Source organism: Sphingomonas jatrophae, from assembly GCF_900113315.1.
Classification (GTDB): domain Bacteria; phylum Pseudomonadota; class Alphaproteobacteria; order Sphingomonadales; family Sphingomonadaceae; genus Sphingomonas_P; species Sphingomonas_P jatrophae.
Genome location: NZ_FOZG01000001.1, coordinates 1,885,158 through 1,908,247, shown reverse-complemented (window position 1 = coordinate 1,908,247; position 23,090 = coordinate 1,885,158). Strand labels below are relative to the sequence as shown.

19 protein-coding genes are annotated in these 23,090 nt (G+C 69.5%); all 19 read right to left on the bottom strand.

Going from position 1 to position 23,090, the window contains the following annotated elements:
* Nucleotides 1-3: 3 nt before the first annotated feature.
* Entirely contained in the window at nt 4-1,644 is a 1,641-nt protein-coding gene (locus BM360_RS08925) for an MFS transporter (protein WP_207544550.1), read from the bottom strand.
* 64 nt (nt 1,645-1,708) lie between these two features.
* Entirely contained in the window at nt 1,709-2,881 is a 1,173-nt protein-coding gene (locus BM360_RS08920; protein ID WP_093313433.1) for a lipid-transfer protein, read from the bottom strand.
* Nucleotides 2,878-3,276 (bottom strand): MaoC/PaaZ C-terminal domain-containing protein, encoded by a 399-nt coding sequence (locus tag BM360_RS08915; RefSeq protein WP_093313432.1) that lies wholly within the window; start codon nt 3,274-3,276, stop codon nt 2,878-2,880. The genes BM360_RS08920 and BM360_RS08915 overlap by 4 nt, the downstream gene beginning before the upstream one ends.
* Nucleotides 3,273-4,403: an acyl-CoA dehydrogenase family protein gene (locus BM360_RS08910; protein WP_093313431.1), complete on the bottom strand. Its 1,131-nt coding sequence runs from the start codon at nt 4,401-4,403 to the stop codon at nt 3,273-3,275. Before BM360_RS08910 ends, BM360_RS08915 begins: the two co-directional genes overlap by 4 nt.
* A 10-nt stretch (nt 4,404-4,413) precedes the next feature.
* On the bottom strand, nt 4,414-5,349 hold the full coding sequence (locus tag BM360_RS08905; RefSeq protein WP_093313430.1) for a bifunctional MaoC family dehydratase N-terminal/OB-fold nucleic acid binding domain-containing protein: 936 nt from the start codon (nt 5,347-5,349) through the stop codon (nt 4,414-4,416).
* Nucleotides 5,346-6,521, bottom strand: coding sequence for an acyl-CoA dehydrogenase family protein (locus BM360_RS08900; RefSeq protein WP_093313429.1), 1,176 nt, complete (start codon nt 6,519-6,521; stop codon nt 5,346-5,348). The genes BM360_RS08905 and BM360_RS08900 overlap by 4 nt, the downstream gene beginning before the upstream one ends.
* Nucleotides 6,511-8,334, bottom strand: a complete 1,824-nt coding sequence (locus BM360_RS08895) for a long-chain-acyl-CoA synthetase (RefSeq protein ID WP_093313428.1) — start codon at nt 8,332-8,334, stop codon at nt 6,511-6,513. The genes BM360_RS08900 and BM360_RS08895 overlap by 11 nt, the downstream gene beginning before the upstream one ends.
* Nucleotides 8,331-9,191: an alpha/beta fold hydrolase gene (locus tag BM360_RS08890; protein WP_242653380.1), complete on the bottom strand. Its 861-nt coding sequence runs from the start codon at nt 9,189-9,191 to the stop codon at nt 8,331-8,333. Before BM360_RS08890 ends, BM360_RS08895 begins: the two co-directional genes overlap by 4 nt.
* The gene (locus BM360_RS08885; protein WP_093313427.1) at nt 9,182-9,988 is read right to left on the bottom strand and encodes a Coq4 family protein; all 807 of its coding nucleotides are present in this window, start codon (nt 9,986-9,988) and stop codon (nt 9,182-9,184) included. The genes BM360_RS08890 and BM360_RS08885 overlap by 10 nt, the downstream gene beginning before the upstream one ends.
* Nucleotides 9,985-11,784, bottom strand: coding sequence for an acyclic terpene utilization AtuA family protein (locus BM360_RS08880; RefSeq protein WP_093313426.1), 1,800 nt, complete (start codon nt 11,782-11,784; stop codon nt 9,985-9,987). Before BM360_RS08880 ends, BM360_RS08885 begins: the two co-directional genes overlap by 4 nt.
* Nucleotides 11,785-11,788: 4 nt before the next feature.
* Nucleotides 11,789-14,089, bottom strand: a complete 2,301-nt coding sequence (locus BM360_RS08875) for a TonB-dependent receptor (protein ID WP_093313425.1) — start codon at nt 14,087-14,089, stop codon at nt 11,789-11,791.
* A gap of 134 nt (nt 14,090-14,223) precedes the next feature.
* Nucleotides 14,224-15,069 (bottom strand): helix-turn-helix transcriptional regulator, encoded by an 846-nt coding sequence (locus BM360_RS08870; RefSeq protein ID WP_093313950.1) that lies wholly within the window; start codon nt 15,067-15,069, stop codon nt 14,224-14,226.
* Between the two features lie 55 nt (nt 15,070-15,124).
* Nucleotides 15,125-16,741, bottom strand: coding sequence for a GMC family oxidoreductase (locus BM360_RS08865; RefSeq protein ID WP_093313424.1), 1,617 nt, complete (start codon nt 16,739-16,741; stop codon nt 15,125-15,127).
* The gene (locus tag BM360_RS08860; protein WP_093313423.1) at nt 16,738-17,244 is read right to left on the bottom strand and encodes a VOC family protein; all 507 of its coding nucleotides are present in this window, start codon (nt 17,242-17,244) and stop codon (nt 16,738-16,740) included. Before BM360_RS08860 ends, BM360_RS08865 begins: the two co-directional genes overlap by 4 nt.
* 5 nt (nt 17,245-17,249) lie before the next feature.
* Nucleotides 17,250-18,413 carry an acyl-CoA dehydrogenase family protein gene (locus BM360_RS08855; protein WP_093313422.1) on the bottom strand — a complete coding sequence of 388 codons (1,164 nt, stop codon included), beginning with the start codon at nt 18,411-18,413 and terminating at the stop codon, nt 17,250-17,252.
* A gap of 1 nt (nt 18,414) precedes the next feature.
* A complete protein-coding gene (locus tag BM360_RS08850; protein WP_093313421.1) occupies nt 18,415-19,461 on the bottom strand; it encodes an acyl-CoA dehydrogenase family protein in 1,047 nt (348 codons plus the stop codon).
* The gene (locus tag BM360_RS08845; protein WP_093313420.1) at nt 19,461-20,576 is read right to left on the bottom strand and encodes a Rieske 2Fe-2S domain-containing protein; all 1,116 of its coding nucleotides are present in this window, start codon (nt 20,574-20,576) and stop codon (nt 19,461-19,463) included. Before BM360_RS08845 ends, BM360_RS08850 begins: the two co-directional genes overlap by 1 nt.
* Before the next feature lie 13 nt (nt 20,577-20,589).
* Nucleotides 20,590-21,459: an amidohydrolase family protein gene (locus BM360_RS08840; protein WP_093313419.1), complete on the bottom strand. Its 870-nt coding sequence runs from the start codon at nt 21,457-21,459 to the stop codon at nt 20,590-20,592.
* Nucleotides 21,446-23,089 (bottom strand): class I adenylate-forming enzyme family protein, encoded by a 1,644-nt coding sequence (locus tag BM360_RS08835; protein ID WP_131819221.1) that lies wholly within the window; start codon nt 23,087-23,089, stop codon nt 21,446-21,448. Before BM360_RS08835 ends, BM360_RS08840 begins: the two co-directional genes overlap by 14 nt.
* Nucleotide 23,090: the final 1 nt, after the last annotated feature.

Here is a 23,090-nt window from a genome sequence, read left to right as displayed (position 1 = left end):
CCGTCAGACCCCCGCCGGCTGCCCCGGATCGGGTGTTTCATCCTTCCAGCGGACCGAGCCGAACGGCCGCTCCAGCCAGCGCCGCACCACGATCCCGTCAGGGTGCACCAGCCGCGCCAGCATGTCGCGCTCGAATGCTTCCTCCTCCGCGGTGCGGCGATCGCGCTGGCGCAGATAATCCGCCCAGGTGAGGTAATGATAGCGCTCCAGCCAAGCATCCGGCGCCGCCACGTCGCGTGAGAGCAGCCATTGATAGGCGCCGTTGCGCTTCCGGATCAGCCGTACCTCCTGCATGGCGGTGTAGAACTCGCGCGCGCGGGCCGGATCGACGCGGTAGCCGATCTCGATGGTGATCGGGCCGCTGCGCGCGGTCAGCGCCAGCGCGACGGCCGGGGTGGCAAGGCCGCTGCCCTCCTCCACCGTCGCCTCGCGCGGCATGGGGAACCAGCGGCCGAGCAGAACCGCGCCAAGCGTGACGACGCCCGACACGATCAGCGCCTGCGCCACGCCGAAGGCGCCGGCCACCTGCCCCCAGCTCCAGCTGCCGAGCGCGAGGCCGCCCATGATCGCGGCCTGATATCCTGCCAGCGCCCGCCCCGCGACCCAGCGTGGCACCAGCAGCTGCACGCCGATGTTCATGACGGTCACGAACACCATCCACGCCGCCCCCATGGCGAACAGAGCGGGCGCGGTAAGCCACAGGCTGGGGCTGAGCGCGACGACGAGATAGGCGGACCCGGTGATCGCGGTGCCCGCGCGCACCAGCCATTCGTTGGGGTAGCGCCGCCGCAGCTCGCCCGCGGTCAGCGCTCCCGTCAGCGCGCCCGCGCCGATGATGCCCAGCATCAGGCCATAGACGCCGGCGCCGCCGCCGAGGATGTCGCGCACCACCAGCGGCATCAGGCCCGACAGCGATCCCGCGAGCAGCCCAGTGAGCGCCAGCCGCACCAGGAGCGCACGCACCGGCGGGGCGTTGACGATGTAGCGCAGGCCGCCGCCAATGGCGTAGCCCAGCCGCTCGGGCGGCAGGCGGCTCGGCTCGCGCACGCGGCGCCACGCGAAGAATGCGGCGATCAGCGGCAGATAGAGGATCGCCGCCGCGCCGAAGGCGGCGACGGCGCCGCCCGCCTTGACGATGACGCCGCCGGCCGCGGGGCCGAGGCTGCGCGCGACATTGTAGCTGATGCTGTTGAGCGCGATGGCGGGCGCCACCAGCGGCGGCGGCACCTGCTCCGCCGCCGATCCCTGCCAGGACGGGCCCGCCAGCGCGACGCCGCAGCCGATCAGGAAGCAGGCGACCAGCAATACGCCCGGCGTCACCAGCCCGGCGGCGGCCAGCAGCGTCAGCAGCGCCGCACCGCCGGAGGCGAGCGACAGCGCCGCCAGCACCACGCGGCGGCGATCATACATGTCGGCGACGGCTCCTGCCGCCATCGACAGCAGCATCACCGGCAGCATCAGCGCGGTCTGCACCGCCGCCACCAGCCGCGGCGAGGAGGTCATGTCCGTCATCGCCCACGATGCGCCGACGCCGAGGATCAGCAGCGCGGCATTGCCGAGCAGGCTGGTCGTCCAGATCGCGCGGAAGGCGGGCACGGACAGCGGCCCGCGCTCCCTCTCCACGGCCGCCGCTGTCGCCCTCATGCCCGTCATCCCACCGCCCGCGCCTTCCGTGGCGCGTGGATGGCCGGCGGGCAAGGCGGCAGGATCAGGCGGCGCCGAGGATCAGCCCGCTCGTCGGCACGCCGGTGCCCGCCGTCACCAGCACCAGCCCGTCGCCGGGCACCTGGTTCACCGCAGTGCCGCGCACCTGGCGCACGCCCTCGGCAATGCCGTTCATGCCGTGGATATAGGCCTCGCCCAGCTGGCCGCCATTGGTGTTCACCGGCAGGCGCCCGCCAATCTCGATGCCCTCCTCCCGGATGAAGTGGCGCGCCTGACCCTTGGCCGCGAAGCCGAACGCCTCGATCTGCGGCAGCACGAAGGGCGAGAAGTGATCGTAGAGCACGGCGGTGCGGATGTCCGCCGGGCCGACGCCCGCCTGCGCGTAGAGCTGCTGGGCGACGAGATCCATTTCCGACAGGCGGGAGATGTCCGGCCGGTAATAGCTGGTCATCATCTGCTGGTCGTCCGCCGCCCCTTGCGCCGCGGCGCGGACGATGACGGGCGGCTGGCGCAACTTGGCGGCACGCGCGGCGGTGGTGACGACGATCGCCTGCGCACCGTCCGATTCCTGGCAGCAATCGAGCAGGTGCAGCGGCTCGACGATCCAGCGCGAGGCCTGATGATCGGCCAGCGTGATCGGCTGCTCGTAGAACCACGCCTTGGGGTTGGTCGCGGCATGGCGCCGGCAGGCGACGGAAACGCGACCGAAATCCTCGGAGGTCGCGCCCGTTTCATACATGTAGCGCTGCGCCGCCATCGCCACCCACGATGCGGGCGAGACGAGGCCGAACGGCACGTAATAGCCGTAATGCGCGCTCTCCGCATTGGGCACGGGCGGCGGCGTGTAGCCGCTGCCGAAGCGATATTGCGACCGCTCGTTCATCGCGCGGTAGCAGACGACCACCTCGGCGACGCCCGTCGCCACCGCCATCGCCGCCTGCATGATCGGCGCGCAGGCCGCACCGCCGCCATAATGGATGCGGCTGAAGAATTTGAGCTGCTTGCCGCCGATGTTCCGGAAGACCTCGATCTCCGGATTATTGTCCATCGTGTAGGTGCACAGGCCGTCCACCTCGGCGCGGTCGATACCCGCATCGTCCAGCGCGGCGGTGATCGCCTCGACGGCGAGGCGCAGTTCCGAACGCCCGCTATTCTTCGAGAATTCGGTGGCGCCGATGCCGACGATGGCGGCCTTGCCCGATAGTGCGTCGGTCATCGTGCGCTCCCGTAATCGAGGGTGACGGTTGCGGTGACATGGTCGCCGATGCTGTTGCGCCCGCGCACGGAGACGGTGGCGCGGTCGCCCTCGACGCTCGCCACCTCGCCGGTCAGCGTCATCGTGTCGCCGACGAAATTGGGCGCGCCGAGGCGGATGGCGATGCCGGCGATGCGTGCCTGCGTGCCGCACCAATCGCTGACGTAGCGCTGGACGAAGCCGTTGGTGGTCAGGATGTTCATGAAGATGTCGGGCACGCCGGTCGCCTGCGCGGCGGCCTTGTCGTGGTGGACATTCTCGAAATCATTGGTGGCGATCGCGCCGGCGACGATGGCGCCGGCGGTGATCGGCAAGGCGAGTTCGGGCAGGGTCTGCCCGGCTGCGGGAAAGGTCATGCCAGCGGCTCCGTCTGTCCGTGCGCGATGGCCGCGCCGATCCGCGCCGCCATCGGCGATGCGCCGCCCAGCGTTTCGCCGATCTGCGTGGCGGTAAGGAAGAAGCGGTGGATGGGATAGGTCACGTCCGCGCCCATTCCGCCATGCAGGTGCTGCGCGGTGTGGACGACGCGGTGGCCGCCCGCCGCCGCCCAATATTTGGCGGTGGCGATGTCCGCCTCCTGCACCGTGCCGGTGTCGATCTGCCATGCGGCGAGCAGCGCCGTGCCGCGCATCGCCTCGACATCGATGAAGCCGTCGGCCGCACGCTGCTGCACCGCCTGGAAGCTGCCGAGCGCCTTGCCGAACTGGATGCGGTTGGACGAATAATCGGCAGTGCGCCGCAGCGCTTCCGCCGCGACGCCCACCTGGCGCTGCGCCAGCGCCACCTGCCCGCGCTGCACCAGCTCGCGCACGATGCGGGCACCGTCCTCGATGCTGCCGACGATCGCGTCGCCGTCCAGCGTCACGCCATCCAGCGTCACCATCGCCTGCGGCTCGCCGCTGGTCGACGCCTGCGCCTCGATCCGCAGGCCCGGCGTTGCCGGATCGACGAGGAACAGCGCCGGGCCCTGCTCGGTCGTCGCCGTCACCAGCAGCGCCTGCGCCTGCGCGGCATAGGGCACCGCCATCTTGGTGCCGCTCAGCCGCCAGCCATTGCCGTCGGCAATCGCGCGCGCGATCGGCTGCGCGGGATCGAGCCCGCCCAGCTCCTCGACGGCGACGGCCAGGATCGCCTCGCCCGCGACGACCTTGGGCAGCCACGCCTTCTGGCTGTCGCTGCCCTCCCGATCGAGCGCCACCGCCGCCATCGCCAGCGTGCCGGTGAGCGGCAGCGGTGCCAGCGTGCGGCCCTGCTCTTCCAGCAGCAGGCCGAGGTCGATCATGCCGAGGCCAAGCCCGCCACCGGCCTCGGAGACGGCAAGGCCGAGCAGCCCGGCCTCCGCCAGCGTCTGCCAGAGGGCGCTGTCAAAGGGCTCGCCCGAGGCGGCGAAATCGCGCAGCTTTTCGTCGCTGGTGGCATCGCTCAGGATGCGCGCGGCGAGATCGCGCAATTCGCGCTGATCGTCGGATAGGTTGAAGTCCATGGCTCTCCCCTCAGGCGAGGCGGAAGGCGGGCAGCACGTAGCCGGGCTCCACCTCCACGAAGTCGGCGGTGACGGCGCGGCCGATGGCGACGTCCTCCGGGCTGGCGTCGATCATGTTCGCGACGATGCGGACGCCCTCCTCCAGCTCGACCAGCACCACGGGCAGCGGATAATCGAAGCCCGGCATGCGCGGCTGGTGCATGACAACGAAGCTGTGGATGGTGCCGCGCCCGCTCGCCTCGACGATGTCGAAATCGAGGCTGCCCGTCACCGGATCCATCGGCCCCGGCGGATGGCGCAGGCGCCCGCCGAACGACTGGAACAGCAGCTTGCGGTTGTTCAGCCCCTCCCAGAAGAAGGCATTGTCGTGCGTGATGGCGGGCCGCGGATGCGGGAAGCTCTCGGCGCCCGCGGCGGGGGCGGCCTGCGGCTCGGGCTGCTTCAGGTTCGGCTTGAACTTGAGCACGCGGAACGTCATCCGCCCGACCGGCTCGCCATCGACGGTGAAATCGTAGGCGAGGGTAACGAAATGGCCGATGCCGAGCCCAGTGCGCTTCTCGTCGGACACGTCGGCGACGGTCGGCGTCGAGGTGACGACGTCGCCCAGCGTCAGATAGCGGTTATAGTGCTGCTCGACATTGGTCGCGACGACGCCGGTATAGCCCGCCTGATCGAACAGCGCGAGGACGGGCATGTCCTCCTCGCTCGTCCGGCCGCCGGGGCGATAGGGCGGCATCGCCCACACATCCAGCATCGCCGGCGGCGCGACGATGCCGGGGTGGCCCGCGGCGCGGGCGGCGGCCTCGTCGGTATAGACGGGGTTGGTCTCGCCCATCGCCTCGCACCAGCGGCGAATCATTGGCAGGTTGACCGCATCGCGCGCCGTCGCCGGCTTGTTGGCGGGCTTGCCGACCCATTCGCGGGCCTGTTCGAGGAGCGCGCTCATGCCCGGGCCGCCCGCGGCATCTTGAGGCCGACCTGCGCCACCATGTCGCGCAGCACCTCGGCGGTGCCGCCGCCGAACGTGTTGATCTGGCACTTGCGATATTCACGCTCGATCCGGCCGCGCAGCACCGCGCCGGGCGAGCCGTCCTTCACCAGCCCCACGGGCCCCAGCACATCGAGCAGCAGGCGCATGACCTTGATCACCCCCTCGGTTCCGAACACCTTGAGCCCGGAGGCGAGATCGGCGCGGGTCGAGCCCTGCGCCACTTCGGCCGCCACGCGGTTGCCCATCTGGCCGATCGCGCTGAGCAGCGCATAGGCCTCGCCCAGCGCCGACTGGACCCATGGCACATCGAGCAGGATGCCGCCGCCTGCCTCCACCTCGCGCGCCCACGCGACCACCTGGTCGAAGCAGCCATTGGCGCCATAGGTCAGCGCGGCGAGGCCGATCCGCTCGTGGTTGAGCTGCTCGGCGATCAGGCGCCAGCCGCCATTGACCTCGCCGATCACCATGTCGGCGGGAACGCGGACATCCTCGTAATAGGTCACGTTGGTGCGGAAGCCGCCCACCGTCCAGATCGGCGAGACGGAGAAGCCGGGCAGCTTGGTGTCCATCATCAGGATGGTGATGCCCTTGTGCGGCGGCGCATCCGGATCGGTGCGCACCGCCAGGAAAACGTAATCCGCGCCTTCGGCGCCGCTGGTGAAGATCTTCTGCCCGTTGACGACATAATCGTCGCCGTCGCGCACCGCGCGCGTCTTGAGGTTGGCGAGGTCGGTGCCCGCGCCCGGCTCCGAATAGCCGATGGCGAAGATCAGGTCGCCTGTCGCAATGCGCGGCAGGATGGCGGCCTGCTGCTCGGGCGTGCCGAGCCGCATCAGCGCGGGGCCGACGGTGTTGACGGTGACGAACGGGAACGGCGCATCGGCCAGCACCAGTTCCTCCAGCAGGATCTTCTGCGTCAGGGGGTCCAGCCCCTTGCCGCCATGTTCCTTCGGCCAGCCGGGCGTCAGCCAGCCGTCGCGCCCCATCTGCTTGATGACCTCGCGATAGGCGGGGCCGCTTTCCGCGTTCAGCGTGGCGGCGCGCACGTCCGGGGTCATGATCCCGTCGAGATAGGCGCGGAACTCGGCGCGGAGCGCCTTCTGCTCGGGGCTGAAATCAACCTGCATGGCTTGGTCCCTCGAAGGGTGGGATGCCGAGACGGTCGAGCGCCTCGGGGGTCAGCGGCACATAGGTGCGGCCTGCGGGATCGGCGACGAACAGCGGGTCGCCATGGACGAAAGCGGGGCCATAGCCCTCGCGCTGCACCTCGACCTTGCGCAGCTTGAACGTGGAGGTCATGTCCGCCGTCTCGGTCAGCCGCACGAACAGCGGCACGGCATAATGGGCGAGATGGCCGGTGGCGAAGGCGTAGAAGGCCTCGGGATCGAATTCCACGCCCTCCGGATAGGTCAGCGCCACCATGCCCGCACGCCCCTCGGTGCCCGGCACCAGCACGCCGTAGGCGTTGACCACGGACGGCCCGGGAAAGCCCGCCAGCACCGTCTCCACCTCGGCGGTGGAGACATTCTCGCTCTTCCAGCGGAACGTGTCGCCGGCGCGGTCGACGAAGAAGACGTAATCCTCCTCGTCGAAGCGGACGAGATCGCCCGAGCGGAACCAGCAGTCGCCGGGCTTGAACAGGTCGCGCAGCAACTTGGCCTCGGTAGCGGGCGCCGATGTATAGCCCTCGAAGAAGCCGCCGACGCCGGTGCCGCCCAGCACCTCGGCGACCAGTTCGCCCACTTCGTGCGGGGCGGCCAGCACGTAGCTGCCATCTTCGTTGCGGACATGCTCGCCCGCTGCCACGTCATATTTCAGGAAGCGGATGTTGGTCGCCTCCGGAAAGGGCAGCCGCCCGACCGAGCCGATGCGATTGTCGACATTGGTGATGCCGTAGTTGGCCTCGGTCGATCCCAGCCCTTCATAGACGTCGCGGATGCCGAACCGTTCGGTGAAGGCGGCCCACACGTCCGGCTTCAGCCCCGCGCCGGTCATCGCGCGCAAGGGATGGTCGCGGTCGTCGGGCGAGGGCGGCGTCGCCAGCAGATAGCGGACGACTTCGCCGATGTAATAGAAGGAGGTGATGTGATGCCGCCGCACATCCTCCCAGAAGCCCGAGCGGCTGAACTTGCGCCGCAGCACGAACGGCCGCCCCGTCGCGAGCGAGACGGAGGGCACCACCATGCCGCCCGCGCCATGATAGAGCGGCAGCACGCAGTAGAAGGTGTCCTCCGCGCCGAATTCCAGCAGGCCGGCCATCATCTCGCCCGCATTCAGGAAGCGCATGTGGCTCATCTTCGCGGCCTTGGGCAGGCCGGTCGTGCCCGAGGTGAAGATCAGGTAGAGCGGATCGGCCATGGTGATGCCGTCGCGCAGCGCCCGATCCGGATCGCTGTCGGGCGCCTCCGCCATCGCCGCGTCGAGATCGCGCCAGCCATTGGCCGAACGGTCCGCTCCCGTCTCCGACTGCTCGAACACGAGTTCGGGCAGATCGGCGGGCGCGAGGCCCTCGACCAGCTGGGTCAGCTCGGACCCGACGATCAGCGCCTTGGCCTCCACCTGCTTGAAGGCGTGGGTCAGCACCGGGCCGGTCGCGGTTGTGTTGATGAGCGCGGTGATGATGCCGGCCTTGGCCAGGCCCAGCCAGATCATCGGATATTCGGGCCGGTTCAGCATCAGCAGCGCGACCGTGTCGCCCCGCTTCAGGCCCGCCGCCATCGCCGCATGCGCGACGCGATTGGCGCGCGCGTTCATCTCGGCAAAGCTGATCCGCTGTTCCTCGAACAGGATGAAGGCCGCATCGCCCGCATCGGCGGCACGCTCTTCCAGCCGGTCGGCGACGGTATAGGCCATGTCGCGGGCGAACGGCGCGACGCGGGCATAGCCGCGCATCAGGCGCTTCATGGTTTCCGCGCGCGGCGGTGCGACGAAGCCGGTCATGCCGCATGTCCTTTCAGGAAAGGCAGGATGGCGGAGACGAAGGCGTCATTGTCGTCGCCTGCCACCATGTGATGCGCGCCCTCGATCGGGATCACCTGCGCCTCCGGCAGCATCGCGCGGAACCGTGCGGCTCCCTCCGCCGAGACGATCTCGCTGTTGGTGCCGTGAACCAGCAGCAGCGGCGCGGGCACCGCCCTTGCGGCGGCGGACAGGCGCGCGTTGATCGCCTCCATGTCCCACCCGTCCTGCGGGGCGACGAAGCCCGGATCCCAATGCCAGTACCAGCGCCCGTCCGCCTTCTGCCGCAGATTGCGCGACAGGCCGTCGAGCCGCTCGGGCCGCGGGCGATGCGGCAGATAGCCGGCGACCGCGTCGGCCGCCTCCTCCAGCGTGTCGAACCCGCCCGACGTGCCGCGCATGAAGCCGACGACCTGCTCGCCGCCCTTCTTCTCCATCCACGGCACGATATCGACCAGCACGATCCCCGCGGTCGGCGCCGCCGGCGCCTCGCCCGCCGCCAGCAGCGACGCGAGGCCGCCGAGCGACGCACCGACCAGCAGCGGCGCGGCATCGAACGTCGCGAGCACCGCGCGCAGATCGTCGGCGAAGGCGTCCAGCGTGTAGCGATTGTCCGCGCTCCAGTCGCTGTCGCCATGCCCGCGCAGATCGAGTGCGACGGCGTGAAAGCCGCTCGCCGCCAGCGCGCGCGAGGCGGAGACCCATGCACCGCGCGTCTGCCCGCCGCCGTGCAGCAGCAGCACCGGGGCACCGCCCTTCGCGCCGTAGCGCGTCGCCACAAGGCCGAGCCCGCCCGCGCCCGCATAGTGCGCGACATCCTCTGCCACGGTCAGCACCATAGCGCTGATGCCTCCGCCGTATCCGCCAGGCGCACGCCGCGAATGCCGAGATGCGCGCGTGCCTCGTCGGGGGTCATGTCCAGCACCTCCTCATAGCGCATCATGTAGATGGGTTCGGATTCCCGGCCGACCTTGGCGCCCCGCTCGATCGTGTCGAGCACGGTCAGCCACGTCTGCGGATAATGCAGCACCGCGCGGGTGATGATGCGCGTCGAGCCGAAGATGGAAAAGGCCGAAAGCTCGCCCGCCAGCTCGGGGCTGAGATGGACGAACAGGTTGGTCAGCCGCATGTAATAGGGCACCAGCTCGCCGATGAAGTCGAACCCGCCGCCGCCCAGGATATGCTCGAAATCGTGGAGCTGGCCGGCGCGCAGCTGGAAATATTCGTAATCGTTGCGCGGCGTGAACTTGGGCACGATATCGACCTGGAGGTCATTGTCGACCAGTTGCCGGTAGAAGATGCCGCCCACCGTATCCGGCGCATGCCGCGCCAGATCCTCGCGGCTGAAATCGGACGAGAAGCGCGCCTCGAACCATGCATCGAGCGCCGGGTTCTTCGCGCGCTCCGCCGCGATCAGGCGGTTGATATGGTCGATGTCCTGCACCTCGCGCATGATCAGCGAGAGCTTCATCGAATCCGACGGCGTCGGCACGTCCGGCCCGTTGCGGCGGAGCATGTGCCTCGCCACCCAGTCGCGCAGCCGCGGATCGTTGAGATAGCGCGACGAGCTGATCAGCGTGCTGCTCTCCGTCTGGAGCGGCACGATGCCCTTCATCAGATAGCTGTAATCGTTCATGCGGTCACATCCTGGGGGGCCGCCGGCGCGAGCGCTGTGGGGATGGCGACGGGGAAGCGCATGATCACCTGCGCCATGCCCTTGGCCGCCGGATCGAGGCCCTTGCCGCGCAGGATGCCGCCATCCAGCGAGTTGCGCACGACGAAGTTGAGCGCGTTCAGCCCCGGCGCGCAGTAGAGATCCACGTCGAGCGGCTGCCCGTCCGGCGAGAAATGCCGGTACCAGTCGCCAACCGCTTCGGGCGTCATCGCCGCCGCGATCCACGGCAGATAGGCCGGATCGCGCGCGATCACCGCGAGGTTGAACAGGCTGCCCTTGTCGCCGCTCCGCCCCCAGGCCAGCCGGATCAGGTCGGCCTGCGTCATCTCCTCGTCCGTCCGCTCCGGCACGGGCACGGGATGCACGGCGGGTGCGGTGGTCTCGCCCGTGCCGGTCGGCACGGTCCAGCTCCGCCCGCCATAAGTCACGGTCGGCTCGACCTCGCCGCGCGGCAGGAGGAAAGCGAAGATGCCGGTCAGCGGCAGCACGCTGGTCGCGATGTTGATGCCGGTGCCGACCGACATGGTGGAGATGCCCGACGCCTGCTCGCGCGCGAACAGGCCCGCGCCCTCGGGGCTGGGATGGTCGGCGGTCATCTTCAGGATCACCTCGCGTGCGCCCTGCACCCGCGCATGCGCGCCGAAGCTCGCTTCCTCGCCGATCACCAGCGCCTCGGTTTCGGTGAAGTCCGCCATGTTGCGCGCGCGCAGCAGCGCGCGAGCGCGGGCAAACAGCGCCTCGCCCTGTCGCCGCGCCTTGGCGCCCGCTTCCTCGCCGATGATCGGCTGGTAGCCGACCGCGCGCCAGCCGGCCTCGTGCGTCACGCTGGCCTTGAGGAACGGCGTCCGCGGCCGGCCCTTGGCCCCGGACACGCGGACGCGGTTCGGTCCCTGCTGCTCCAGCCGCACCTCGCTGAAGTCGCAAGACACGTCCGCCACGACATAATCGGCCGGATCGCTCACCTCGTAGAGCAGCTGCTCGGCCACCGTGCCGACCGAGACGAGCCCGCCCGACCCCTCGGGCTTGGTGATGACGACGCTGCCGTCGGAATGGCATTCGCCGATGGGGAAGCCGATCGTCTCCCAGCTCTCCACCGCGCGCCAGTCGGTGAAGGTGCCGCCGGTGATCTGCGTGCTGCACTCCAGCAGGTGCCCGGCGAGCGTGCCCGCCGCGAGCAGATCGTGATCGCTTTGCCCCCAGCCGAATTCATGGATCAGCGGCCCCAGCACGATGGCGCTGTCCACCACGCGGCCGGTGACGACGATGTCCGCCCCCGCCCCCAGCGCCGCGGCGATGGGGAAGCCGCCGAGATAGGCGTTGCACGTCAGCACGCCGTCGGGGAAGGGCGCGCCGGTGAACATGTCGGCCTGGCCGCGCAGCTGCTCCACCCGGTCGATCAGTTCGTCGCCCGTCACCGCCGCGACGGTGAGCGACAGGCCTTCGGCGGCGATCCGCGCCTCCAGCGCCTGCGCCAGGCCGAGCGGATCGAGCGCGCCGGCATTGGCCACCACCTTGATCTTCTGCCGGGCGATCTCGTGCAGATAGGGGCCGACATGGACGTTCAGGAAATCGGCCGGGTAGCGCACCGGCGGATCGGCCCGGCGGAGGCGGCCGAGCATCCCCATGCTGCCTTCCGCCAGATAATCGAAGACGAGGTAATCGAGCCCGCCTGCCGCCAGCAGCTGCGGCACGCCATGCGCGCTGTCGGCGAAATAGGCGGAGCCGCCGCCGATCCGGATCACACGGGGCTCCGCCATGCGATCAGAACTCCATCCGGATCTCGGCGCCGTAGGTGCGCGGCGTGCCGTAGGTGTTGGTGGCGAAACCGAGCGAGCCGAAGTCGATGCCGGAGATGCGATATTTCTCCTTCGTCAGGTTCTTCGCCCAGAGCGCGATCTCGCCGCGATTGCCCATGAAGTCGAGCTTGCCGAGCGCGAGGCGCCCGTCGAGCAGGCCGACACCCTTGGCGCGGATCGCCTCGTCGAACGGCGCGAAGCGCGGCACGACGTTGAAGTAGAGCTTGCTGCGGTACGTGTAATCGAGCCGCGCCGACAGCTGCCCGCCGAACACCTCGCCCACCGTATATTGCGCGCCGCCGGTGAAGGTGGTGCTGGCCGAATAGCTGAAGCGCGCCTCGTCCGACACGTCGGTCAGCAGGTTGGTGGCGGGATCGACGACGTTGAACGTCTTGAAGTTGCGATCCGTGTAGCCGAACGACGCGTTCAGCCGCAGCGCGTCGATCGGCAGCGCCTCGACCTCGAGCTCGATGCCCTTGAACTCGGCCGAGCCCGCATTCACCGTCACGCTGGCCGCGCCGCCGGTATTGGCGAGGAACTGGTTGAGCTGCTTGTCGTCCAGCTTGGCGTAGAACAGGGTCGCGTTCAGGCGCAGCCGCCGGTCGAACAGCGAGGTCTTGGCGCCAACTTCGTAATTGGTCACCGACTCCGGATCATAGCCGTTGTTGACCGAGCGCGCGTTGAACCCGCCCGCCTTGTAGCCGGTGGCGACGCGGCCATAGACCATCGTCTCCGGGTTGATCTGATATTGCAGCGTCGCGGCATAGTTCAGCTTGTCGAAATTGCGGTTGAGCGTGCGCACCAGGTTGGCGGGCGAGGCCTGCACGAGGCGCTTCTCGTCCTCGGTATAGCGCAGGCCGCCGATCGCGGTGAGCGAGTCGGTGATGTGCCACGTCAGCTGGCCGAACGCCGCCTTGGAGACGTTGCGCGTGCGGTAGATCAGCCGGTTGGTCAGGTTCGCACCGCCGAGGCCGCCGGGCAGCAGCGGATTGACGACCACGAAGGTGTAATATTGCGGATTGTCCTCACGCGCCCGCTCCCGGAAGTAGAAGCCGCCGAGCACGTAGTCGACCGGGCCCGCCGTGCCGATCAGGTTCAGCTCCTGCGTGAACTGGCGCTGGCGGTTGAACTTGTCGGCGCCGAACAGGCCGACATCGCGCACGCCCACCGGCGGCGGGCTGACCACCAGGCCGCGCAGGCCCGCATTGCCGTCGATATCGGTGTTCGCCGTGTCCCCGCGCCAGCGGCGGAAGCCGGTGAGCGAGCGCAGCGTGATGTCGTCCGTCAGGTCCGCTTCCAGCGTCAGCGAATGCGACGTCGTCTTGTCAAAGGTAAAGGTGCCCTCCGAGCGGATCGTGTCCAGCCGCGTCTGCGACGGGCCGATCAGCGCGGTGCCGCCGAGCGCGGCCGAGCGGCTGAAATAAGCGAGCTGGTTCGGCCCCACCGCTGCCAGCTGGCTGGCCGGCGCCACCGCCTTGGACTGGAACCAGTCGAACGCGTAATTGGCGCGGAACGGGCCGCCATCATCATAGGCCAGCGCCACGCGCGCCGCCTCGTTATTGAAGGCGCCGGGATCCTTGCTGTCCTTCTGCAACACGCTGTCGACATAACCGTCGCGCTGCTTGTGCATGTAGGCGAGCGTCGCCTTCAGGCCGGTGCCGCCGATGCTGCCGGTATCGACCGAGATGCGGCCCTGCAGCGAATCGTAATTGCCGTAGCCGGCCATCACGCGCACGCCGAACTCGTCGCCGGGCTTCCGCGTGATGAAGTTGACCGCGCCGCCCGTCGTGTTGCGGCCATAGAGCGTGCCCTGCGGCCCGCGCAGCACCTCGATCCGCTCTAGGTCGACGATGTCGAACACCGCACCGGTGGAGCGGCCGACGACGATGCCGTCGACATAGATGCTCACGGGCGGATCGGAGGTCAGGATCGGCTCGGATTCGCCGATGCCGCGGATGTGGACGATCAGGTGCGTGGAGGAATTCGGCCCGAGCGTCGTGGTGATGTTCGGCGCGATCGCGCCCAGCTGCGCGGCGCTGGTGATGTTGCGCGACTGGATGAGATCGGAGCTGACCGCGCTGATCGCCAGCGGCGTGCGCTGGAGCGAGCCTTCACGCTTTTCGGCGGTGACGACGATCTCCTCGAGCCCGCCATTGTCCGCCGGCTGCGGTGCGGCGGTGGCAGCGGCGGTCACCTGCTGTGCGCCTGCCGCGGTGCCGAGTGCACACGCCGCCGTCCCAGCCAACAGGCCGATCCACTTCACCATTCTTCCCCACCTTCCGGATTTTTGCTTGTCGCGTCGCTTTACGCAAATCGACAATGGAGGTGGGGCGTAGCGGATCGTCATATCTGCGCGCGCATGTCGAAATCGCCTCCTGTACGACGACCCCGCGGCGGCGCTCAGTTGATCGCACTCTCCTCGCCGCGGAAGCGGCCGGGGGTCACGCCGGTGGCACGGCGGAAGGCCAGCGAGAAGCTGCTCGGCGTTGCGAATCCCAGCTGTGCGGCGATGCGCTTGAGCGGCAGGTCCGTCTCGCTCAGCAGCACGCGCGCCCGCGCCAGCCGTGCCTCCTCGACGAACTGGTGGACGGTGCGCCCGGTCGTCTTGCGGAAGGTGCGGACGAGGTGGCCGGGGCTCATCTCCAGCAGCGCCGCAAGATCGGCGATGCGTAGCCCCCCGCCCTCCACGCTCTGCACATGATCCTCCAGCCGGCGCAATTGCCACTGCGCCAGCATGCCGACATGCGCCGCCTCGCGCGGGCCCGTGCGCATCAGATAGCGCGCGAGATCGATCTTGATGCCCATCGCCAGCGAATCGATCAGCACGTCATGGCCGAAGCCCGGCCGCACCGCCTCCTGCGCCATCCGCTGCATCGCCGCGCGCACGTGCGGATCGCGAATGTCGCCGCACATCGCCAGATGCGCCAGATCGCCGCGGTCGAACTCCGCAGGCAGGATGCCCGGCACCATCGTGCAGGAGGCGAGCCGCCGGTCGCCCCCCGGCCCCGACGCCTCGATCGAGACGCGCGCGGGCACGATCATCAGCCCGCCCAGAGGGAATAGCCGGCTGGTGCCCGCATCGGAGCGGAACAGGCCGCGCGCGCCGCGGGCCTGATCGACGAACAGCGCCAGCACATCCTCCTGCGGCGAGCGCGACTGGTGCGACGGCGTGTCGTAGCGATAGGTATAGACGTGGATGCGCGCCTGCTTGGTGCGCAGCTCGACGCCGGGCAGCGTCCTTTCCATGCTCATCCTCTCGGCGCTTGAGGCCGGGTGTTCCCGGTCCAACGTCCCTATAGCGTCAGGCGCGCCCTAGCACGAGGTCGGCCGCCTTTTCGCCGATCATCATCGATGCCGCATTGGTATTGCCGGTGACGATGGTCGGCATGACGGAGGCGTCGGCCACGCGCAGCCCCGCCACCCCGCGCACGCGCAGGGCCGCATCGGTGACCGCGCCGGGATCGTCCGCCGCGCCCATCCGGCAGGTGCCGACCGGGTGGAAGATCGTCGCCGCCCGCTCGCGCAGCCAGGCGTCAATCGCATCGTCGTCGATCACGTCCTTGCCGGGCTCGTCCTCCGCGATCCGCCACGGCGCCAGCGCCGGCTGCTCGCCAATCTCGCGCGCCAGCCAGACGGCGGCGCGCAGCGTCGCCACGTCGCCGGGGGTGGCGAGGTGGTTGGGATGGATCTCCGGCGCGGCGAACGGATCGGCGGAGCGCAGCCGCACCGTGCCGCGGCTCTCCGGGTGCAGCGCGATCATGTCGATCGAGAAGCCGTCAAACGGCTGCATGCCCTTCTGCCCGTGATTGACCATGGCGCCGGGAATGAACTGGATCTGCACGTCGGGCCGGTCCAGCTCCGGCCGCGTCTTGAGGAAGCCGCCCGCCTCCAGCGAGTTGCTGGCGCCCAGCCCCCCGCGCGACAGCAGATACTGGATGCCGATCCGCGCCGCGCGCCAGCCCTTGGTGCGGCTCCACAAGAGCGGCAGGCGCGAGCGATAGGTGACCGCGATGTCGACATGGTCCTGCAGGTTGCGCCCGACGCCCGGCAGCGAAGCGACGACCGGCAGGCCGAGCGCGCGCAGATCCTCAGGGTCGCCGATGCCGGACAGGCCGAGGATCTGCGGCGACTGCATCGTGCCCGCACTGACGATGATCTCACGGTCGGCGGCGATGCGGCCGGGCGTGCGATCCTTGCCGGTGACATACTCGACCGCGACGGCGCGGCCCTCCTCCACCACGATGCGGGTGACGTGGATGTCGGTCGCGGCGACCAGATTGGGCCGCTTCAGCGCCGGCAGCAGGAAGGCGCGCCGCGCGCCCGCCCGCCGCCCGCCCTCGATATTCACCTGATAGCGGCCGACGCCCTCCTGTTCGGCGCCGTTGAAATCCTCCGTCTCGCGGTGGCCAGCCGCGCGCCCGGCGGCGATGAAGGCGTGGTAGATGGGATCGCGGATTTCGCCGTAGCGGACGGGCAGCTCGCCCTCCGTCCCGTGCCATTCATTGGCCTCGCCGCCGAAATTCTCCATGCGCCGGAACAGCGGCAGCACGTCGTCATAGCTCCAGCCGGCAAGGCCCATCTGGCGCCACTGGTCGTAATCCGCGCGGTTGCCGCGGACGTAGAGCATGCCGTTGATCGAGGAGGAGCCGCCCCAGCCCTTGCCGCGCGGCACGAACATGCGCCGCCCGCCCAACGCCTCGACAGGCTCGCTCTCGAACGCCCAGTTGCTCTGGTTGGGCCCGCGCATCAGCGTTGCCATTCCCGCCGGCATCGTCGCCAGCAGATGCGCATTCTGGCCGCCCGCCTCCAGCACGACGACGCGGTTCTTCGGATCCGCGCTCAGTCGGTTGGCCAGCACGCAGCCGGCGGAGCCTGCACCGATGATGACGTAATCGGCGCGATCGGGCAGCGCGCTCATGCGGCGGGCCCGCGCATGTCGATCTCGTGGATCGGGTCGCTGCCGTCCCACGTCGCCGCCGCCACGATCCCGGCATCGACCATCGCCCGCATCCCCTCGCCCTCGATCAGTTCGTAATAGCTGCCCGGATCGGCCGGATGCTCGAGATAGGCGACGCGTACCGCGGCATTCCCCGCCTCGAACACGGGCACCAGCCCGCGCGCGCTTGCCTGCGCAACGGCCGCGTCGAGATCGTCGACCAGCCAGGCGAGGTGATGAGGGCCGCGTGCGCCCGCATAAGGCGACGGCGTGCCGGTCATCTCCTGGATGAGCTCGACTTGGACCGAGCCCTGATAGCCGAGCGCGACGTCGATCGTGACGATCGTCTCCTCACCCCGGTGCCGGCCATGCAGGGTCGTGCCGCGAAAGACCGTCCACGGCCCGATGCCCAACGCCAGCCGCGCCGCCACCGCGGCGTCGAGATCCTCCACCACATGGCCGATCTGGTCGATGGGTCCGAACATCGTCTTTACCCCTTGGGCTCGCGCGGAAGGCCGAGGGCACGCTCGGCGATGATGTTGCGCTGGATCTGGTTGGTCCCGCCATAGATGGTCGCGGCGCGGGTGGAGAGGAACAGGTCCGCCATGCGCGGCATCGTCTCCGCGCCCGGCAGCGCAACTTCGCCTGTCTGGCCGGCCACGTCCATCGCCAATTCGCCGAGATCGCGATACCAGCTCGCCCAATGCACCTTCTGCGTCAGCGCCGCGCGCGGCAGTTGCTCGGCCGAGAGGATGCGCAGCGCGGTGGCACGCATGATCTTCAGCCCTGCATAGGCACGCGCCAGCCGGTCGCGGATCGCCGGATCATCGATCGCGCCATTCGCTCGTGCCGCAGCGACGATTGCATCATAATCGGCGATGAAGCCCATCTGCTGGCCGAGCGTGGAGACGCCGCGCTCTGTCGCCAGCAGCCCCATAGCCACCGCCCAGCCATTGCCGACGCCGCCGACGACATTCTCTTTGGCCGTCCGCGCGCCATCGAAGAAGGTTTCGTTGAACTCCGCCTCGCCGTTCATCTGGCGGATCGGGCGCAGCGTGATGCCGGGCTGTTTCAGGGGCACCAGCAGGAAGGACAGGCCCTTCGATCCGCGGCTGCCGGGCTCCGTCCGTGCCAGCACGAAAATCCAGTCGGCATGGCGGGCGAGCGAGGTCCAGATCTTCTGGCCGTCGATCACCCATTCGTCGCCGTCCAGCACCGCACGGGTGCGCAGGCTCCCGAGGTCCGATCCGGCATTGGGCTCCGAATAGCCCTGCGCCCAATAATCATCGCCCGATGCGATGCCGGGCAGGAAGCGCGCCTTCTGCTCCTCGCTGGCAAAGGCGATCAGCGTGGGGCCGAGCAGCTCGACGCCGATATGGCTCATCCGCCCCGGCGCCCCCGCGCGGGCATATTCCTCGGCAAAGATGACCTGTTCGGCCAAGCTCGCGTCGCGGCCGCCATAGGCCTTCGGCCAGCCGATCACGCTCCACCCGTCCGCCGCCATGGCGCGCTCCCAGTCGCGCCGCTCCTCGGGCATGGCGCTCTGGCTCTTGAGGTTGCGCAAGGGCTTGAAGCGGCCGGACAGCTGCGTCTCCAGCCAGTCCGCCACCTCGGCGCGGAAGCGTTCCTGTTCGGGGGTGAATCCGAGCCGCATGTCAGGCCGCCTCCACATCAAGGCCGATCAGCCGCGCGAGCCGGGCGCGCGAGGCGGCCGGCGTGCCGAGCAGCGTCGCCGCCCCTTGCGCGCGGCGGAAGAACAGATGCGCGTCATGCTCCCAGGTAAAGCCGATGCCGCCATGCAGCTGGATCTGGTCGCGCGCGCAGTGTTGCAGCGTCTCGATCGCGGTGAAGTGGGCAATGGCGGCGGCCTCGGCAAAGCCGGCATCCCCCTCCGCCGCCGCCGTCGCGGCATAGAGCACGGCGGAGCGCGCCGCCTCCGTCGCGATCATCATGTCGGCCATGCGGTGCTTCAGCGCCTGAAAGCTGCCGATGGCGCGGCCGAACTGCACGCGCTGCTTGGCATAATCCACCGTCCGCGCCAGCGCCGCTTCCGCCGCGCCCAGGCATTCCGCCGCCAGCATGACGCGCGCGCGGTCGAGCGCGTCGGCGATGGCCGGGCCTGCATCCGCAACCGCCGCATCCGCCATGCCGTCCACGCTCACCGCCGCAAGCGGGCGGGTGAGATCGAGCGACAGGCGCGGCTCCGCTCCGAAGGTGCTCACCACCGCCAGCCGGGTCGCGCCGACCACCAGCAGCAGATCGGCGGCCTGTCCGAACGGCGCCAGCCCCTCGACCTGCACGCGCCAGCCGTCGCCCTCGCGCGTGAAGGCCGCGTCGCCCGCAAACAGGATCGTCGCGATCCGCTCGCCCGAGGCAAGTGCGGGCACAGCCTCGGTCAGCCCGGTGGCGATCAGCAGCGGGATGGCGGTGGCGATGCTCGGCACGAAGGGCGACGGCCACAGCGCGGTGCCGCTCTCGATCGCGACCAGCGCCAGCTCGACCGGGCCCAGCCCCGCGCCGCCCAGCGCCTCGGGCACGGCGATGCCGCCAAAGCCCATCTCGCCCACCGCGCGCATCCACTCCGCGCGATCGAAGCCGTCAGCGCCGGCGATGGTCTCGCGCAGCGTGGCGGCGAAGTCGGCGAACAGGCCCCGCGCGGTCTCGGCGACGAGGGTCTGTTCGGACGTTTCGGCGAACTGCATCAGCCGGCCGCACGCGCGGGCGACGGAGACTGTTCGGCGTAGAATTGCTGATAGTAGCGGCGATACTTCATGATCGGCCCATCGCCCGCGCAGATGATCGCATCGTGCAGATAGGCCTGCCGGTCCCAGATCACCTTGTCCTGATCGAACTGCTTGCAGATGTCGCGGATCAGCGCGCGGGCAAGGCCCGCCCCCGGCCCTTCCGCCTGCGTGCGCGGCTGGGTGAAGGCGAAGCGGGCATGGACGCGATCCTTGTCGATCGGCGTGATCGCGGCGACCAGCAACGTCTCCGAAATGCCCTCGAACCGCGTATAGGCCTGGCCCGGCCCGTTCTGGCCGTTGACGATGCGCCCGTCCACCTCGCCCGCGGGCGTGCCCATCTTGGCGCTGACGATGCCCGATCGGCGCTGCCCGTCCCACTTGATCTCGGCATCGGGGAAGCCCGCCGTGCCGTGGACGAACTGGAAGTGCGCATTGTCGACGCCGTTCTCCGCCATCGACTGGAGCGGCCCGTAGACGAACCATTCGTGGCGCTGATAGTCGGTCCAGGCGGGGTCGCTCGCTTCCGGATAATGGTCCAGCTCCCAGCGCGGCGCCTCGCCATGCGGGTGATACCAGGTCCAGATGAAGCCGTTCGCCTCCTCCACCACCCACTGGTGCGCGCAGGGGCGCTTCACCTGCGGCGGGATGGACGAGGAATAGGGGATTTCGCGCACCACGCCCTCGCCGTCATAGCGCCAGGCATGGAACGGGCATTCGATCAGATTGCCCGACACGCGCCCGCCATAGCCGAGATGCGCGCCGAGATGGCGGCAATAGGCATCGAGCACGCGGGGCTTCCCGTCCTCGCCGCGCCACATCACCAGCTCGCGCCCGAAGTAGCGGAGCGGCACCGCCTCGCCCACCTTTAGCTCGTCCGAATAGCCGAGCGCGAACCAGCCGAGCGGGAACGGCAGGTCGATGCCACGCTCCTCCGCGCTCGGACGGTTGTGCACCTCGGCGACACGCCAGTCCTTCAGCGCATCGCCCTTCAGTTCGGACAGCACCTTCCACACGGCGACGGGCGCGGTGCGCGCATCGGTGGCGGCGGCCAGCTTGGGATCGATGTCGGTCATCGCTTCGCGTCCTTCAATCGAGCTTCAGCGCGCGGCGGGCATTGTCGCGCAGGAATTTGGGCCAGACCTCGGGCTTGAACGGCACGGAATCGAGATCGGTGAAGATCCGCTCCAGGCTCAGCCCCATCGGGAAGTAGCCGGCATAGATGATCTTGTCGGCGCCGCGGCTATTGGCATAGTCGATGATCGCCTTGGGATAATGTTTCGGCGCGAAGGCGCTCGTCGAATAATAGAGGTTCGGATATTTCAGCATCAGCTTGACGGCGAGAGCCTCCCACGGCTCCGCGCCGTGGCGCATGATGAAGCGCAGTTCGGGGAAGAACCAGCAGACCTCGTCGATCAGCTCTACATGCTGCGGCGCCATCGGCACGCGCGGCCCCGGCACGCCGACATTGACCAGCACGGCAATGTCCAGCTCGCAGGCGAGCGTGTAGATCGGCCACATCCGCTTGTCGTTGATCGGCACCTGCGGCACGCAGCCGCACGGGAACACGCTGATCGCCTTGATGCCGACTTCCGCATGCGCCCGGCGGATCGCGCGCACCACGTCGACGCCGCCATTCGGATCGACCGGCATGTCGAAGATGAACCGGTCGGCGAAGCGATCCCGCACGATGTCGTTCAGCGGCGATCCTTCATTGTAACCGATCAGCGCCTGATCGATGCCGAAGCGATCCATCTCGCTCACCGTCCAGCCGGGCAGGTCGTCCACGCCCTCGGCGGTCGGAATGTTCTTGAACATATACTGCGCCGGCATCGCGAATTGCGACAGGCTTTGCTGGTCGCGCAGCAGCGGCTTGAAGAAGTTGAACCAGTCCGATCGATCCTCGCGCATGGGCACGCCCAGCATCATATCAATCACCTTGATGTCACGCGGCCGCATCGGCGCCCTCCCCCTGTTCGTGCGCGGCGCGAAGCGCGCGCTTGTCCACCTTGCCCAAGACGTTCCTCGGCAGGCCCTCTTGCGTCACGCGGATCTCGGTCGGGCGGCGATAATCGGCGAGCGTCCCGCGCAGATGCGCCGCCAGCGCGTCGAGATCGACCGGCCCCTGCCCGCGCACCACCGCCACCAGCCGCTCGCCCAGCCGCTCGTCAGGCACGCCATAGGCCGCCGCCTCGACGATGCCGGGATTCTGCTGGATCGCCGCCTCCACCTCGGCGCAATAGATGTTCTCGCCGCCGGAGATGACCATGTCGGTCAGCCGGTCGAGGATGGTGAGGTTGCCCGCCGCGTCCAGCGCGCCGACATCGCCGGTGCGCAGCCAGCCGTCCTTCAGCGCCCGGTCGCTCGCCGGGCGGTCGTTCCAGTAGCCGCTCGTCACCATCGGCCCGCGTACGACGATCTCGCCCGCCTCCCCCACCGGCAGGTCGCGCCCCTCCGCATCGCGGATGCGCACCTCGGCCAGCGGCAGCACGCGCCCGGCAGCGCGCGGATTGGCGAGATAGTCGCTGCCGGTATGCATCGCGATCGCGCCCGCCGTCTCCGTCGCGCCGAAGCCGGTGCCGACGATGGCGCGCGGGAAGGCGGCGACCACCGCGTCGAGCAGGTTGACCGGCTGTGCCTGCCCGCCCGTGGACACGGAGGTGAGCGTCTCCAGCGTCGCGCCCGCCCGCTCCTTGGCGGCGATCAGGTCCCAGATCATCGCCGGCGATCCCGACACCGCGGTCACGCCCTCGCGCTCGATCAGCCGGACGATCGCATCCGGCTCCCACTTGGGCGCCATCACCAGCCGGTTGCCGGAGGCGAGCGCCGACAGGAAAGTCGCGTGGCAACCGCTGACGTGGAACAGCGGGAAGGCCATCAGCGTCGCCTGCTGCGGCCGCGGCATGGTCAGCGCGTCGGCGCCGAACATGCGGATGGCGATCATCGCCCCCGCCATCTGCGCCAGCAGCAGCCCGGTCAGCGCCGCGCGGTGGCTGAGCGTCGCGCCCTTGGCCCGGCCGGTGGTGCCCGAGGTGAACAGGATCATGGCCGGATCGCCCGGCGCCGCACCCGGCCGAGGCAGCGGCGGCGCACCGGGCGAGACATCGATTTCGGGGACGAGGCAATCGAAGCCGAACGGCGCCAGCATCGTCGCGCGCTTCGCATCGGCCAGCACCAGCTTCGCCTCGACCAGCGCGATGGCGTGCGCCATGTCGGCGGCCGTGCCGCGGCTGTTGACCAGCGCAGGGATCGCGCCCGCCGCGACCGTCGCGACGAAGCCGATCATCCAGGCCGCCGAATTGGCGCCTGCCAGCGCCACCCGGTCGCCCGGCCGCACGCCGCGCTCCACCAGCACCCCCGCCAGCCGCGCCGCGGCACTCGCGACCTCGGCGAAGCTCAGCCGCAGATCGTCCGCCACCACGAACGGACGGTCGGCGAAGCGGTCGAAGCTGTCGAACAGGCTGGCCAGCCCCGCCTCGGCCCGGCGCATGCCGCGCATGGGCACGCCGCCGACCACGATATCGGTCAGTTCGAACGGCGCACCCACACGGGTGAGCGCGTCCACCACCGCACTGTCCCTCTCCGCCACA